The following is a 14,783-nucleotide window of genomic DNA, read 5'->3' on the forward strand; positions in this document are numbered from 1 at the left end:
GTGCCGTCCGGCTCCCCGGCGGGCGCGTCGCCGCAGCGGCGCGGAGCCGGTGGCGGGGCGGAGACCGCGTCGCCCGCTGCCGGGGCGGGGATCGGCAGCGGGCCCCCGGGCCCGCCGGTGTCCGCGGTGTCCGGAGAGTCCGGCGGAGCGGAGGTGATGAGCAGCGCGGCCCGGCCGGCGTCGTGCTTGCGCAGCAGGCGGAGGGCTTCGACGGCGGTGTCCGGGCCGTCCACGGCCAGGGCGTCGGCCGCGGCGCCGAGCGCGGCGGCGACCGGGATCTCGTAGCCGGGTGCCACGGTGAGAAGTTCGGCGGCCGGGCCGAGCAGCCCGGAGAGCCGGTCGCGGGCCTGCAGCAGGGTGCCGGTGCCGTCCTTGCGGCGCAGGCCCATGGCCAGGGCGTCGTGCCGGGCGGAGACGGCGGCGCGTTCGCGCTCCGCGGTGGCCGCCGCCTCGCGGGTGCGGCTGAGGTCCGCCTCGGCCTCGGCGAGGGCGGCGCGGGCGGCCTCGTACTCGGCGTCCNCGCGTTCGCGCTCCGCGGTGGCCGCCGCCTCGCGGGTGCGGCTGAGGTCCGCCTCGGCCTCGGCGAGGGCGGCGCGGGCGGCCTCGTACTCGGCGTCCAGGTCCCGGCCCGGGCCCTCGGGGGATGCGGTGCCCTCCACCCGGTCGCGCAGCGCGGTGTACTCCGCCTCGGCCCGCTCGGCACGGCCGCGGGCCTCGTCGCGGGCGGCGGCCAGCCGGTCGATCTGGGTCTGGGCGGTGGCGGCCCGGCCGCGGGCCGCGGTGGCCCGGCCCTGGAGGCGGGCCAGGTGTTCGCGGCGGTCGGCCAGGGCGCGTGCGGCGTCCTTGAGCCGGCGTTCCTCCGTGGCCAGGTCGCGTTCCAGGGCGCCGCGGCGGGTGACGGCCTCGTCCAGCGCCTGCTCGGCGGCTTCCAGCGCGGCCTGGAGTTCTGCCTCCTGTTCCCGGATGCGGGCGGCCTCGCGCTCCATGTCCTCCGGGTCCCGGCCGCGCCGCTCCTCCGGCTGGGCCCCGGTGGCGCTGGCCACCCGGGCGTCGGCCAGCCCGATGGTGCCGCGGATACGTTCCGCCAGCTGGGAGAGTTCGTACCAGGTCTGCTGGGCGCGCTGCACGCGCGGAGTGAGGGTGCGCACCCGCTGGTCGAGCGCGGCCTCCCGGCGCATGGCCTGGCGCAGCCGCTGCTCGGCCTGCTCCTTGCGTTCGCGCAGTGCGGCCTCGTCGGCCAGTTCGGTGCGCAGCGCGGTCTGCAGGGTGACCAGGTCGTCGGCGAGCAGCCGCAGCCGGGCGTCGCGCAGATCGGCCTGGATGACGGCGGCCCGGCGGGCCACCGCGGCCTGGCGGCCGAGCGGTTTGAGCTGGCGCCGCAGCTCCTCGGTGAGGTCGGTCAGCCGCGCCAGGTTGGCCTGCATGGCGTCCAGCTTGCGGAGCGCCTTCTCCTTGCGTTTGCGGTGCTTGAGCACGCCGGCGGCCTCCTCGATGAAGGCGCGGCGGCCCATCGGGTCGGCGTGCAGCACCGAGTCGAGCTGGCCCTGGCCGACGATGACGTGCATCTCGCGGCCGATGCCGGAGTCGGAGAGCAGTTCCTGGATGTCCAGCAGCCGGCAGGTGTCGCCGTTGAGCTGGTACTCGCTGCCGCCGTTGCGGAACATCGTCCGGGTGATGGTGACCTCGGCGTAGTCGATGGGCAGCGCGCCGTCGGAGTTGTCGATGGTCAGGGAGACCTCGGCCCGGCCCAGCGGCGGGCGGCCGGCGGTGCCGGCGAAGATCACGTCCTCCATCTTGCCGCCGCGCAGCGACTTGGCGCCCTGCTCGCCCATGACCCAGGACAGCGCGTCCACCACATTGGACTTCCCGGAGCCGTTGGGGCCCACCACACAGGTGATGCCGGGCTCCAGACGGAGTGTCGTGGCGGATGCGAAGGACTTGAAGCCTCGCATGGTCAGGGTCTTGAGGTGCACGCTCCCGGACTTTACCTTCGGCTCACCGAGGATTATCCGTTTCGACCCGCGGGAGGGCGGGCACACCAGACTGTGAGCGAACGCGATCCGTGCACCCTCGGTGTCCCAATGTCCCGGTGGTGCTCCCGGTGCGGCGCCCGATGCGGTGGAGACCCAGCCGTGGGGGTCTGTGATGCTGAGGGTGACCGCGAACGGCCCGATGTTGTTGAGGTTGGTTGCCCCTGAAGTGACGAAGGGACGCCGAAGCGTCCCTTGTATTCTCCTCGAGCAAGCCCGCAGCCTGCCCGGCTTGGACCGGGCAGCCCCGACCGGACCGGAACCGGAGGTCAGGTGAGCGCGGGCTCCGCCTTGGACACGTTGATGCCGTCGAGCACCGAACCCGAGCCGTTGTCGCGTACGGCGGCGGCGAGCGCGTCGTTCTCCGCCTGTACCCGGACCAGCTGGGTTTCCAGGTCGCGGACGCGCTGCTGAAGCCGTCGCATCTCGGCGAGGACTCGGGGGTCGGAGCCACCGACGTGACCGAGAAGCGCCTTTGCCATGATGGATGGTCCTCCACACTGAGTGACCGACCGAAGCCGTGGTGGGTCGTGAGGGAACAAACCCGCATATCGCTCTGCGTGAGAGTGCTCAGGGCCATGAGCCACTAAGGTGTGCGGGACTTTCAGCGTCTCACCAAAAATGCAGACGGTCAACACGATCACACCGCGCACCGGTGGGCTTCACCACAACGGCACCGGCCGACACGCCCGTTTCACGGCCCGCGCACCCCGCCCGGACTCCGGCGACCGGGCCGCGCGGCCTTCCGGATGCCCGTCCGGGCGCGGCGCGGAGTGCTGTTGATCACTTGTTGCGACGCAGCCTTGCACGTCGGAGCGGTGACGGCAACTGTTTTGCGGAAAATCGCGCTCTGCGGGCCGTGCGCCGCGGGCTTCCGCCGGACCGGCCCGCCACACTCCCGGGCGCGTCCGGGAGTGTGGCCGAAATCTCTCTCCGGCTTCTCTCCGGCCTCCGGCGGCGGCACCGCGCGGAATGCGGGCGCACCGATGGCGGCGTGGTGGTCCGCCGCCTGCGGTGCGACAGCGCTGCGGCTGCTGTGACAGAGGTTATCTGCGTCAATCCCCACAGAAGTATCCGTCCGGACTCGTCCATGCCGTACAGTCCAGCGTCAGGGGAATTCACCCTTCCGGGTGATGTCGGTTTGTGATGTCGACAATACGAGGACGGTGCCGCTGATGGGACGCCATCGTCGTGCCCCGGCCCGGGGCACCCGGCTGAGGCAGACCCCCGCCCGGGCCGGACTGCTGGGCGCCTCCGCCGCGCTCACCGTGGGCGCGGTGGCCATGGGTGCCGGCCTGGTGCCGGGTGCCGGCGACCGCTTCACCCTGGACGGGCCGCGCACCTTCCAGGCGCAGAACGGCAACCGCGCGGGCGACGGCTCCTCCCCCGCCGCCCAGGGGGAGACGGACCAGCGGGCCGTCGGCGAGGAGTCGGAGGAGCAGCGGGACCGGCAGGAGCGGCAGACACCCGCGGACAGCCCGGAGCCGTCGGAGCCGGAGTCGGAGAGCGCCCCGGAGACGCAGGAGGCGCCCGGGGAGGAGAGCGAGGAGCCCGCCCCGGCCGAGGAGGAGCCGGAGGAGCCGGCACAGGAGTCCTCCCCGGAGGCCGGAGGAGAGACGGGCAGCCCCGAGCCGTCCGCCCAGCCCTCCCCCTCGCCCCAGCCCTCCACACCGGCCCCGGGCACCGAGTCCCCGGGCACCACGGCACCGCCGTCCGCCGATCCGGCGGTGGCCGCCGCCGAGGAGGTGCTGCGGCTGGTGAACGAGGCCCGCGCCGAGGCCGGCTGCCGGCCGCTGGTGCCGGACACCGGGCTGGCCGCGCTGGCCCGGGCGTTCAGCCAGGACATGGCGGCGCGGAACTTCTTCTCGCACGTCGACCCGGACGGGCGCACGCCCTGGGACCGGGCGGAGGCGCAGGGCATAAAGAACCTCGGCGGCGAGAACATAGCCCGCGGACAGCAGAGCGCCGCGGCCGTGATGGAGTCCTGGATGAACAGCGAGGGCCACCGCGCCAACATCCTCAACTGCGACTTCACCACCCTCGGCGTCGGCGTCCACCTCGGCCCCGGCGGCCCCTGGTGGACCCAGAACTTCGGCTACTGAGGCGGCACCGGGGTTCCGGTCACTCCCCTGCGCCGGGCGGGCCGAGCCGTGCGCGGCGCGCCGGTGACAGCCGTACACCCGGCGTTCTTCGCACGGCAACTTCCCGGACACCTGCTTCACTCCGCGGGACGGGAGAGTGCACCATCCGGTCACAGCCGCCGGACCGACGCGCTCACCAGCCGGGGCCGGGGACACGGCCCGCCGCCCCGGCCGAGGCCAGGAGCCCCGCCCGCCATGGACACCCCTCCCCGAAGACCCGCCGCCGCCCCCGCAGCGCCCGCCGCCGGGCAGGGCGGCACCACCGGACGCATCCCGTGGTGGGACAACGCCCGGTTCACCGCCGCGACACTGATCGTCGTGCTGCACACGGTGGGCAGCATCATGGCCCGCCACGACGGCCTGCACGCCCTGAACACCGCCACCTGGGCGCTGCGGGTACCGCTGTTCGTGGTGCTGGCCGGGGTGTTCAGCAGCGCGGGCCCGCTGGACGGCCGGCGGATGCAGAACCTCATCCGGTCGGTCATGGTCCCGGCCGCGCTGTTCAGCCTGCTGTTCTCCCTGGAGAGCCACTGGCTGGGCAGGGGGTTCCAGCTCCACCTCACCCAGCTCCCGTGGACCCTGTGGTTCCTGATGTCGCTGTTCTGCTGGCGGCTGCTGCTGCCGCTGGTGACACAGTTCCGCCGGCCGCTGCTGGTCACCACCGCCGCCGCGCTGGCGGCCGGCTACGTGGACACCCTGGGGCTGGCCTTCTCGGCCAGCCGCACCGTGGTCTATCTGCCGCTGTTCTACCTCGGCTGGCGGATCGGGCAGGGCGCGGCGGACCGCTGGTTCGCCGCCCGCTGGAGTCTGCCGGCGGCGGTCGGCGGGCTGTGCGCCTGGGGCGTGTTCGCCCTGTTCGCGCACCGGGAGATCAAGGGCTCCTGGCTGTCCATGCGGCACAGCTACACGGCCGAGCCGCTGGTGGGCCTGTACGGGGCGTGGGTGATCCGGCTGGGGCTGCTGGCCGCTGCGGCCGGACTGGTGCTGTGCGTGCTGCGGGTGATGCCGCGCCGCCGGATTCCCGTGGTGACGACGCTGGGCAGCGCCGGATTCACCATCTACCTGCTGCACCCGCTGGTGATCCTGCCGGTGCGGGAGGCCGGGTGGATCGACCGGGTCAACACCCCCGTGGAGCAGGCCGGGCTGGTGCTGTGCGGGGTCGCGCTGGCGCTGGTGCTGGGCTCGCCGCCGGTGCGCCGGCTGTTCCTGCCGCTGACCCGCCCCCCGCTGGGGCGGCTCCTGGTCCCGCTCAGCGCGCCGCGCGCCGCTCCTCCGGTGCGGCCGACGGCACCGCCGGCACCACCGGTGCCTCCGGTGCGGCCGGTGCCGACGGTGCCGGGGCAGCGGCCGGGCGGCGCGGCAGGCGCTGGCAGCGCGGGCAGAAGTAGCTGGAGCGGTTCATCCAGGGACGGCGGCGCATAGCCGTGCCGCAGCGGCGGCAGGGCAGGCCCTCCCGGCCGTAGGCGTCGAGCGAGCGGTCGAAGTAGCCGGACTCGCCGTTGACGTTGACGTACAGGCTGTCGAAACTGGTGCCGCCGGACGCCAGGGCGTCGGTCATGACCTGCCGCACATGGCGCAGCAGCTCGGCGGTGCGCGGCCGGGTCAGGGTGGCGGTGGGCCGGTCGTAGTGCAGCCGGGCCCGCCACAGCGCCTCGTCGGCGTAGATGTTGCCGACCCCGCTGATCAGCGACTGGTCGAGCAGGGCGCGCTTGATCGTGGTACGGCGGCGGCGCAGCGCGGCGTGGAAGGCGGCCTCGTCGAACGCCGGGTCCAGCGGGTCGCGGGCGATGTGCGCGATGATCTCCGGCAGGCCGTCGGCGTCGCCGGGCACGGCGGGGTGGACGGAGAGGCCGCCGAAGGTGCGCTGGTCCACGAAGCGGAGCTCGCCGCCGGCCGGATCGGTGAAGGAGATCCGGATCCGCAGATGCTTCTCGTCCGGGGTCCCGGGCGGCTGGACCAGGAGCTGGCCGCTCATGCCGAGGTGGGCCAGCAGCGCCTCGCCGCCGCCCTCCGCGGCCGGCCCGCCCGGGGCGGCCAGCGGCAGCCACAGGTACTTGCCGCGGCGCTGCGGCGCCAGTGTCCGGCGGCCGGCCAGGCGTGCGGTGAAGTCGTCGGCGCCGGCCAGGTGGCGGCGCACCGCGCGGGGGTGCAGCACCTCGGCCGAGGCCACGGTGCGGCCCGCCACCCAGCGGTGCAGACCGCGCCGCACCGTCTCGACCTCGGGGAGTTCGGGCACGTCAGTCGCCCGGCGGCCGGGGGCGGCCGCCGTCGTCGGCCGGGGTGGCCCGGATGGCCCGCCAGGCCGTCTCGGCGGCCTGCTGCTCGGCCTCCTTCTTGCTGCGGCCGGTACCGGTGCCGTACGCGACACCACCGACACGGGCGGCAGCCGTGAAGGTCTTCTCGTGGTCCGGCCCGGACTCGGTGATCACGTACTCGGGCACGCCCAGGTTCTGGGCGGCGCTCAGCTCCTGGAGGCTGGTCTTCCAGTCCAGCCCGGCGCCGAGCCCGGCCGAGCGCTCGATCAGCGGGTCGAAGAGGCGGTGCACGAGTTCGTCGGCGGCCTCCAGCCCCTGGTCCAGATAGATCGCGCCGATCACCGCCTCCAGGGTGTCGGCGAGGATGGACGCCTTGTCCCGGCCCCCGGTGCCCTCCTCGCCTCGGCCGAGCCGGACGAAGGAGCCCAGGTCCAGGCTGCGGGCCACCTCGGCCAGGGCGCGGGAGTTGACCACCGCGGCGCGCAGCTTGGCAAGCTGTCCCTCGGGCAGGTCCGGGTGGGTGCGGTAGAGGGTGTCGGTGACCACCAGGCCGAGCACCGAGTCCCCGAGGAACTCCAGCCGCTCGTTGGTGGGCAGGCCGCCGTTCTCGTATGCGTAGCTGCGGTGGGTCAGCGCACGTACGAGAAGGGCGGGCTCCGGCTTGTAGCCGAGCCGCCCTTCCAGTACCGCAAGGGACGAGGCCGTGTCCTCCGACGCCTGAGTCCTGGTCTGCGACGTAGGGGCGTCCGACATGAAGCCTGTCACCCGCCGTTCAGACCGCGAGGACCTGGCGACGGTTGTAGGTGCCGCAGTTGGTGCAGGCGGCGTGCTGGAGCTTGGGCTCCTGGCAGCGCTCGCAGGTCGCGAGGTTGGGGACCGCAGCCTTCCACTGCGACCGGCGGTGGCGCGTGTTGCTGCGCGACATCTTCCGCTTGGGAACGGCCACGGCTTCCTTCTCCTAATCCTTGGGGAGCGCCCCGCGGGCGCGGGGCGGCTCCTGTCCTGCTCTGGCGTCTGCTGGTTACTCTCCGCGGTGCTGCTCCCCGGACCCGTGGGTCCGGGAGAAGTCCCGCAGCGCCGCCCAACGGATGTCGACGGCGTCGTCGTGGTGGTGCTCCGGATCGTCCGCCAGCCGCGCCCCGCACTCGGGGCACAGGCCGGGGCAGTCCTCCCGGCACACCGGCTGCAGCGGCAGTGCCAGCACCACCGCGTCCCGCAGCACGGGTTCGAGGTCGAACAGATCGCCCTCGAGGAAGCCGGCCTCCTCCCCCTCGTCCTCGCCGGCGGCGGACGGGCGGCCCCGGTCGTCGGTGTCGGGGTAGGAGTACAGCTCCTGGAACTCGGCCACGACCTCGTCGCGGACCGGTTCCAGACACCTTACGCACTCCCCCTGGAGCGGGGCGCGGGCGGTACCGGTGACCAGCACCCCGTCCACCACCGATTCGAGGCGGAGTTCGATGTCCACCGGCTCGCCCTGGGGAACCCCGATGACCTCGATGCCGAGGTCGGCGGGGGCCGGGACGGTGCGGGAGACCCTGGTGAGCGCACCCGGACGCCGCCCCAGCTCCCGTGTGTCGAACACGAGGGGGGCTCGGCGGTTCAGCGGGGCGTTCAGGGCTTCCTGCCTTCTGTGCGGGTGGAACGGACGAAGCGGGCGAAACCGATGCGGCGGTGCCGGTCCGTGGGCCGTGCTCCCGCCGCTGCGGGAGGCTCCGGCGCCGGACAGGCGGAAACGCGGCATCGGCCGCGACCGAAGATACAGAATACGCCACCGTCCGCCGGGCTCCCAATCGAGCGCCCGGCGGGCCGGCGGCCGGCCGTCAGCGGCCCTGCTCGTAGCGGCGGAGCTGCTCGGTGTCGATCATGCCGGTGTCGAAGAAGCTGGTCTCGTCCAGCGCGCCGCCGCCCTGGTAGCCGGAGGCGGGCTGCGGGGCGTAGCCGCCGTACGGGTCCTGGCCGCCGCCCGGCTGGGCGGACTGGCCGTAGTAGTCCTGGGCGGCGGCCTGGGCCGCGGCGGCCGGCGCGTACGGGTCCTGGGCCCCGCTGCCGTAGTCGTACTGCTCGTAGCCGCCCTGGCCCTGCTGCGGCACGGCGTAGGGGTCGGGCTGCCGGTACTGCTCCTGCGGGCCGCCGTAGCCGTACGGGTCCGGTGCGGGCTGCGGGGTGGTGTCGCCGTAGCCGCCGCGGGGGGCGCCGGCGGCCCCGGCCTGGAGGGCGTCCTGTTCGGCCATGTGCGCGCCCAGCTCGTCGGCGGGGCGGTGGCCGGTGAGCTTCTGGCGGCCCCTGCCGACCGCCTCCAGGGTCTTGCGCAGCACCGTCTCTATGGCGCGGAACTGCGCCTCCACGTATTCGTCGGCGCGGTCGAGCAGTTCCCTCGGATCGCCGTCCCGGTCGTCGTAGCCGTCCTCCCCGGGGCCGCGGCCGAGCAGCTTGTCGCGCCCGCGCTCCACCGAGCCGATGGTCTTGCCCAGCACCACCTCGAAGTTGGCCAGCTTGCTGTCCACGTAGTCGTCGGCCTGCATCTTGATCTCGCCGGCCTCGCGGCGGGCCTCGGAGAGGATGCGGGCGGCCTCGGCCCGGGCGCGCTGGACGACCTCGGTGCTCTCGATGAGCGAGCCGCGCTCGGCGTGGGCGGCCTGGACGATCCGCTCCGCCTCCTTGCGGGCCTCGGCCACCACCTGGTCGCGCCCGCCCAGGACCTGCCGGGCCTGGGAGAGGGAGTCGGGCAGGTCGTCGCGCAGGTCGCGCAGACGGGCGAGGAGATCGGCGCGGTTGACCACGCAGGAGGCCGACATCGGCATGCCCTTGGCGCCCTCGACGGTGGCGACGATCTCGTCGAGTCTCTGGTGTACGTCCACGGCCCCGACTGTACGGCCCCGGGCGCCCCTGCGGACAGCCGCCCGCCGGGCGGGCGGCGCGCGGGGAGGCACCGGGGGTCGCGCGCGGCGCGCGGCCGGGCGCCGGCAGGCGTGGGTCAGGGGCGGCGGAGCTTGCCCAGCAGCGCGGTCAGCACCGGTTCCGGCAGCAGGTGGGAGACGTCCCCGCCCCAGGTGGCGACCTCCTTGACCAGGCTGGAGGAGAGAAAGCTGTAGGTGGGATTGGTGGGGATGAACAGGGTCTCCACCCCCGAGAGCCCGTTGTTCATCTGGGCCATCTGGAGTTCGTAGTCGAAGTCGCTCACCGCGCGCAGGCCCTTGACGATGGCCGGGATGTCGCGCTGCTTGCAGTAGTCGACCAGCAGGCCGTGGAAGGACTCCACGACCACATTGCCGGACTCGCCGGTGACCTCCTCGATCAGCGCGATGCGTTCCTCGATGCTGAACAGTCCCTGCTTGGACTTGTTGATCATGACGGCGACGTGCACGACGTCAAAGAGCTTGGTGGCCCGTTCGATGATGTCGAGGTGGCCATTGGTGATCGGGTCGAAGGACCCGGGGCAGACGGCGCGGCGCAATCGTTTCTCCTCGTCCATCCGGCGGATCATGGCGGCTCCCACCGTCATGACCGGTCGGTAACGTCCTCGTCGGCGGCGCGACCGTACCAGAGGCTTCCCTCGCCGTAACGGCGGGCCCGCAACCCGGCGAATCCGTCCGGCCAGAGAAACTCCCCGCCTCGGGTGCTGCGCTCCACGGTGACGAGTGCATCACGGGCGAGCCAGCCCCGGACCCGGAGTGTGATCAGGATCTCGCGCAGCGCGGAGTCCGTCACCTCGTAGGGCGGGTCCAGGAAGGCCAGATCGTACGGCTGTGCGGGCGGCGGACCGGCCAGCACCTGCTCCGCGCGGGCGGTGCGCAGCTCGGCGCCGGGCAGTCCGAGGGCCCGGATATTGGCCCGGATGACGGCGGCGGCCCGGGCATCGGACTCCACCATCAGGGCGTGCCCGGCACCGCGGGAGAGCGACTCCAGGCCCACCGCCCCGGAGCCGCCGTACAGATCGAGCACCCGGGCCCCCTCCAGCGGGCCGTGGAGCGCGGACCAGGTGGAGAACAGCCCCTCCCGCGCCCGGTCGGAGGTGGGCCGGGTGGACCGGCCGGGCGGGACGGCGATCCGCCGTCCGCCCGCCGTGCCGGCGATCACGCGGGTCATCTTCGGCAGCCTCCGCGGTGGCGTGCGCAGTACCTGGGAAGTACCTGGTGGAGTGCGGTCGTTCCCACGCTATACGGCGTCCGGCGCCGGTGCGGTGCGCCCCACCGCCCGCGGCGGTGGGGCGCACGGCCGGGGCGGCCGGGCCTGGCCGGCCCCGGCCGCCCTCAGCCGGCCTCGGCGCGGCGCTCCTCCGCCGCGCCGAGCAGCACCGGGGAGGCGTACCGGGACCAGGACAGGCAGCCGTCGGGCGGGCAGTGCTCCGGGCGGCGCGGATCGTGCCCGAGCTCGCGGAGCTTGGTGCGGACGGAATCAGGGGTGCGGCCGAACCGGGCGGCTATCCGGGCGATGGTCTCGCCCGCGTGGAAACGGCGGGTGAGGTCCTCCTCGTGCTGCGGCACCCAGGGGGCGCCGTGCCCGGGGAAGAGCTCGCGGAGGATGTCCCGGTCGGGGATCGGCTCCGACACGTCGGCCGCCAGGGCCAGGGCGCGCAGGGCGCGGGTGAGCGCGATCCGCAGGGTGGGGACGTCGGCCAGCGGCATGGTGAGCGCACCGCTGGCGATCGGCGCCTCCGGGGCCGTCTCCCGCCAGCCGGTGAGGGTGAGGGTGAGGGAGGTGTCGTCGTCGCTGGAGAGCTCGATGCGGAAGATCTTGTCGCCGAGGGGCAGTTCGTTGATGTGCCGGAATGCCATGTCGTAGACCCCCAGTCCACCCGCCCGCGATCCCGGGTGGATCGGGGCGGACTGCGTCCATTCTCCCAGGTGGCACTGACAATTCGCACGTACGTGCGAGCCCTGTCCGCACCACGTGCGCCCGCCGCGGGCCCGGCCGCGGCGGGGCGGGTCGGGGCCGGCCCCGACCGGGTCCCGGCGGGGTCAGCCCTTGTCGAGGTATTCGGCGCGCTCCTCGTCGAGGAGGGCGTCCAGGGCGGTGCGCAGGGCGGGGTGGCGGTCCAGTTCCGGGTCCTTCCCGACCAGCCGGGTGGCCTCCTCCCGGGCCGCCTCGATGATGTCCTCGTCATCGATCACGGCCAGCATGCGGAGCGAGCTGCGGCCGCCCGACTGGGCCTGGCCCAGCACATCGCCCTCTCGGCGCTGCTCCAGGTCGATCCGGGACAGCTCGAAGCCGTCCAGGGTGGCGGCCACCGCGTCCAGCCGGGAGCGGGCCGGTGCCGCCTCCGGCATCTCGGTGACCAGCAGGCACAGGCCCGGGGCCGAGCCCCGGCCCACCCGGCCGCGCAGCTGGTGGAGCTGGGAGACGCCGAACCGGTCCGCGTCCATGACCACCATGACCGTGGCGTTCGGGACGTTCACCCCCACCTCGATGACCGTGGTGGCCACCAGCACGTCCACCTCGCCCGCTGCGAAGCGGCGCATCAGCTCGTCCTTGGCCTCCGGAGCCATCCGGCCGTGCAGCGCCTCCACCCGCAGCCCGGCCAGCGGGCCGGAGCGCAGCCCGGCGGCCACCTCCAGCACCGCCAGCGGTGGCCGGCGGCCCGGATCAGCGCCCTCGGCGCCTTCCTCCCTCTCCTCGCTCTCCTCGCTCCTCCCGGTGCGCCGCGGGTGCTCGGCGGGCTCGTCCTCGTCGCCGATGCGGGGGCAGACCACATACGCCTGGTGGCCGCTCTCCACCTCCTCCCGCACCCGCTGCCAGGCACGGGCCAGGAAGTGCGGCTTGTCCAGCGCCGGCACCACATGGCTGGCGATCGGCGACCGGCCGGCGGGCAGCTCGTCCAGCACCGAGGTCTCCAGATCGCCGAAGACCGTCATGGCCACGGTGCGCGGGATCGGGGTGGCGGTCATCACCAGCAGATGCGGCGGCTGCCTGCCCTTGGCGCGCAGCGCGTCCCGCTGCTCCACGCCGAACCGGTGCTGCTCGTCCACCACCACCAGGCCGAGATCGTGGAACTGCACCTTCTCCTCGATCAGGGCATGGGTGCCCACCACGATGCCGGCCTCGCCGGTGGCCAGCTCCAGCAGTGCCCGCCGCCGGGCCGCGGCGCCCATCGAGCCGGTGAGCAGCACCACCTTGGTGGCCTGGTCGGCGCCGCCCAGCATGCCGCCCTCGGCCAGCTCGCCCATCATCCCGGTGATCGAGCGGTGGTGCTGCTGGGCCAGCACCTCGGTGGGCGCCAGCAGGGCCGCCTGGCCGCCCGCGTCCACCACCGCCAGCATGGCGCGCAGCGCCACCAGGGTCTTGCCGGAGCCCACCTCGCCCTGGAGCAGCCGGTGCATGGGGTGCGGGGTGGCCAGCTCGGCGAAGATCTCCGCACTGACCCGGCGCTGGCCCTCGGTGAGGGTGAAGGGCAGCCGGCCGTCGAAGGCGGCCAGCAGGCCGTCCCCGGACGGCACCCGGGGGACGGCGGGGAGCTGGGTGTCGGCCCGGCGGCGCCGGGCCAGCGCGACCTGGAGCACAAAGGCCTCGTCCCACTTCAGGCGCTTGCGGGCGAGCGTGAAATCGGCGGCGGTGCGGGGCCGGTGCACCTTGAGCAGGGCCTCGGACAGCTCGGGCAGCCGGTACTCGGCGCGCAGCCGGGGCGGCAGCGGATCGGTGAGGCCGCGCCAGCCCTCCTGCTCCAGGGAGTCGAGCACGGTGGCCACGGCCTTGGCGATCTTCCAGGATTCGAGCTGCCTGCAGGCCGGGTAGAGGGGGATCTGCTGCCCGGCGAACTCCCGGGCGGCGCCGGCCGCGTCCCGGGCGTCCTCCCCGGCGGCCGTGCCCAGCAGCTGGTAGGCGGGGTGGGAGAGCTGGAGCCTGCGGTTGAAGACCGAGACCTTGCCGGCGAACATGCCGCGCCGGCCGGGCAGCAGCTCGTTCTTGTGGTGGTGGACGGAGCGGCCGAAGAAGACGAGCTGGAGCCGGCCGGTGCCGTCGGTCAGGGTGACCTCCAGGCGCTGCCCGCGCCCGCGGTTGAAGGTCATCACCCGGGCGTCGGCGATCTCGGCGAGCACGGTGACGTGCTCGTCCAGCGGCAGATCGGCCAGGCCGGTCAGCTCGCCGCGCTCGGCGTACCGGCGCGGGTAGTGGTGCAGCAGGTCACCGACGGTGTGCAGGCCGAGGTGGTCGGCCATCACCTTCGCGGTGCTGCCGCCGACGACCGTCTTCAGCGGATCCTCCAGGGCGACCGGCACCGCCGCTCCTTCCGTCCTCCAGTGGTCTGCTGCCGCTCGGCGGGCCGGACCACCGGCCGCGCACTGCCCATTGCACACCATGGGTCGGACAGCCGGGAGCAGGCCGGGCGCCGCCCGGCGCGGGCGGGCCCGGGGTCACTCCACGCCGATCAGCAGCGGTGCGGTCTGACGGCCCTCGAAAACCACGGTCTCGGCGCCCAGATGGCGGTGGCGGACCTGGTCCTGGAGCCGCTCGGCGAGCCCGGCGGGCGCGTCGGCGCCCAGCACCAGGGTGACCAGCTCGCCGCCCGCGGACATCATCCGCTCCAGCACCTCGGCGGCCACCCGGTGCGGGTCGGTGCCGATCACCGCCACGTCGCCGTCGATCAGGCCCAGCACGTCGCCGGCCTGGCAGACCCCGGCGGTGGTCCAGGACTCGGCCTCGGCCACGCCCACCTCGCCGTAGCGGGTGGCACCGGCCGCCGAGGTCATGGCCACCACGTCCTCGTCGAAGCGCCGCTCCGGGGAGTGCACGGCGAGCGCCGCGATGCCCTGCACCGGGGACCGGGTGGGGATGACGGCGATCCGGACACCGGCCGCGCGGACCTCGTCGGCGGCTGCCGCCGCGGCGTGGCGCAGCGCCGCGTCGTTGGGCAGCAGCACCACCTCGCCGGCTCCGGCCGCCAGCACGGCGGCGGCCAGCTCACCACTGCCGGGCGGCTCCCCGGGGCGGGTGGTCAGCACCACGGCCCCGGACTCCTCGCAGAGCCGGGACAGGCCGTCACCGGGCATCACCGCGACCACCGCGCGGGCCGCGGCGGCGCGCTGCGGGTGCGCCGGCCCGGCGGCGGTGACGCCGAGATGGCTGATCCGGATGCGGTGCGGGCGGCCCGCCTCGATGCCGTGCTCCACGGCGGCGCCGGGCTCGTCGGTGTGGACGTGCACGTTCCACAGGCCGTCGCCGCCGACCACCACCAGGGACTCGCCGAGGGCGTCCAGCCGGAGGCGAAGCGCGGCGACCGCCTCGTCGGTGGCCTCCAGGAGATAGATGACCTCGTAGCCGGGCCCGGTGCCGGAACCGGAGGCGGGCGGGCAGGCGTGCTCCGCGCAGCCGCCGTCCGGTGCGGCGCCGGGGGCCGCCGCACCGGGGGTGGCGGGCCGGGC

The 14,783-nt window shown here is 74.3% G+C and carries 12 protein-coding genes and 2 pseudogenes; 2 read left to right on the forward strand and 12 right to left on the reverse strand.

What is annotated here, in order from left to right; all coding sequences use genetic code 11:
• Both GQS09_RS21265 and GQS09_RS21270 read right to left on the reverse strand, forming a co-directional pair.
• The coding region (locus tag GQS09_RS21265) for an AAA family ATPase (RefSeq protein ID WP_165988707.1) at positions 1-1,973 on the reverse strand (1,973 nt) is incomplete at its 3' end.
• Between the two features lie 326 nt (positions 1,974-2,299).
• Entirely contained in the window at positions 2,300-2,512 is a 213-nt protein-coding gene (locus tag GQS09_RS21270; protein WP_165988709.1) for a hypothetical protein, read from the reverse strand.
• 693 nt (positions 2,513-3,205) lie between these two features.
• Between GQS09_RS21270 and GQS09_RS21275 the strand changes: the two genes are divergently transcribed.
• Together GQS09_RS21275 and GQS09_RS21280 are read left to right on the forward strand one after the other, a co-directional pair.
• A complete protein-coding gene (locus tag GQS09_RS21275; protein ID WP_165988711.1) occupies positions 3,206-4,132 on the forward strand; it encodes a CAP domain-containing protein in 927 nt (308 codons plus the stop codon).
• Positions 4,133-4,366: 234 nt separating this feature from the next.
• Positions 4,367-5,290 (forward strand): annotated as a pseudogene (locus GQS09_RS21280) (acyltransferase family protein); the annotation flags it as partial.
• Between the two features lie 130 nt (positions 5,291-5,420).
• On the opposite strand, the gene mutM reads toward GQS09_RS21280, so the two are convergent.
• From mutM to GQS09_RS21325, 10 genes and pseudogenes are all read right to left on the reverse strand, one after another.
• Positions 5,421-6,407, reverse strand: a complete 987-nt coding sequence (gene mutM / locus GQS09_RS29745; RefSeq protein WP_313896254.1) for a bifunctional DNA-formamidopyrimidine glycosylase/DNA-(apurinic or apyrimidinic site) lyase — start codon at positions 6,405-6,407, stop codon at positions 5,421-5,423.
• 1 nt (position 6,408) lies between these two features.
• Positions 6,409-7,179: a ribonuclease III gene (gene rnc / locus GQS09_RS21285; RefSeq protein WP_165988715.1), complete on the reverse strand. Its 771-nt coding sequence runs from the start codon at positions 7,177-7,179 to the stop codon at positions 6,409-6,411.
• Positions 7,180-7,198: 19 nt separating this feature from the next.
• Complete coding sequence (gene rpmF, locus GQS09_RS21290; RefSeq protein WP_093839513.1) at positions 7,199-7,372, reverse strand: 50S ribosomal protein L32; 174 nt, start codon at positions 7,370-7,372, stop codon at positions 7,199-7,201.
• A gap of 75 nt (positions 7,373-7,447) precedes the next feature.
• Entirely contained in the window at positions 7,448-8,008 is a 561-nt protein-coding gene (locus GQS09_RS21295) for a YceD family protein (protein ID WP_313896255.1), read from the reverse strand.
• 238 nt (positions 8,009-8,246) lie between these two features.
• On the reverse strand, positions 8,247-9,284 hold the full coding sequence (locus tag GQS09_RS21300) for a cell division initiation protein (RefSeq protein WP_165988719.1): 1,038 nt from the start codon (positions 9,282-9,284) through the stop codon (positions 8,247-8,249).
• Positions 9,285-9,400: 116 nt separating this feature from the next.
• Positions 9,401-9,880 (reverse strand): pantetheine-phosphate adenylyltransferase, encoded by a 480-nt coding sequence (gene coaD / locus GQS09_RS21305; protein WP_165988727.1) that lies wholly within the window; start codon positions 9,878-9,880, stop codon positions 9,401-9,403.
• Between the two features lie 44 nt (positions 9,881-9,924).
• Entirely contained in the window at positions 9,925-10,512 is a 588-nt protein-coding gene (gene rsmD / locus GQS09_RS21310) for a 16S rRNA (guanine(966)-N(2))-methyltransferase RsmD (RefSeq protein WP_165988721.1), read from the reverse strand.
• A 164-nt stretch (positions 10,513-10,676) separates the two neighbouring features.
• Positions 10,677-11,201 carry a hypothetical protein gene (locus tag GQS09_RS21315; protein ID WP_165988723.1) on the reverse strand — a complete coding sequence of 175 codons (525 nt, stop codon included), beginning with the start codon at positions 11,199-11,201 and terminating at the stop codon, positions 10,677-10,679.
• A gap of 183 nt (positions 11,202-11,384) precedes the next feature.
• A complete protein-coding gene (gene recG / locus GQS09_RS21320; protein ID WP_243761629.1) occupies positions 11,385-13,580 on the reverse strand; it encodes an ATP-dependent DNA helicase RecG in 2,196 nt (731 codons plus the stop codon).
• 195 nt (positions 13,581-13,775) lie between these two features.
• Positions 13,776-14,783: pseudogene (locus tag GQS09_RS21325) on the reverse strand (dihydroxyacetone kinase); the annotation flags it as partial.

It is taken from the genome of Streptomyces sp. YIM 98790, from assembly GCF_011421595.1.
Lineage (GTDB): Bacteria > Actinomycetota > Actinomycetes > Streptomycetales > Streptomycetaceae > Streptomyces.

Excerpts from the sequence above, each read along its gene's own strand:
- GQS09_RS21275 (WP_165988711.1), top strand. The coding sequence starts at position 3,206 with ATGGGACGCCATCGTCGTGCCCCGGCCCGGGGCACCCGGCTGAGGCAG.
- GQS09_RS21270 (WP_165988709.1), bottom strand. The coding sequence starts at position 2,512 with ATGGCAAAGGCGCTTCTCGGTCACGTCGGTGGCTCCGACCCCCGAGTC.
- rnc (WP_165988715.1), bottom strand. The coding sequence starts at position 7,179 with ATGTCGGACGCCCCTACGTCGCAGACCAGGACTCAGGCGTCGGAGGAC.
- recG (WP_243761629.1), bottom strand. The coding sequence starts at position 13,580 with ATGGCCGACCACCTCGGCCTGCACACCGTCGGTGACCTGCTGCACCAC.
- GQS09_RS21315 (WP_165988723.1), bottom strand. The coding sequence starts at position 11,201 with ATGGCATTCCGGCACATCAACGAACTGCCCCTCGGCGACAAGATCTTC.
- rsmD (WP_165988721.1), bottom strand. The coding sequence starts at position 10,512 with ATGACCCGCGTGATCGCCGGCACGGCGGGCGGACGGCGGATCGCCGTC.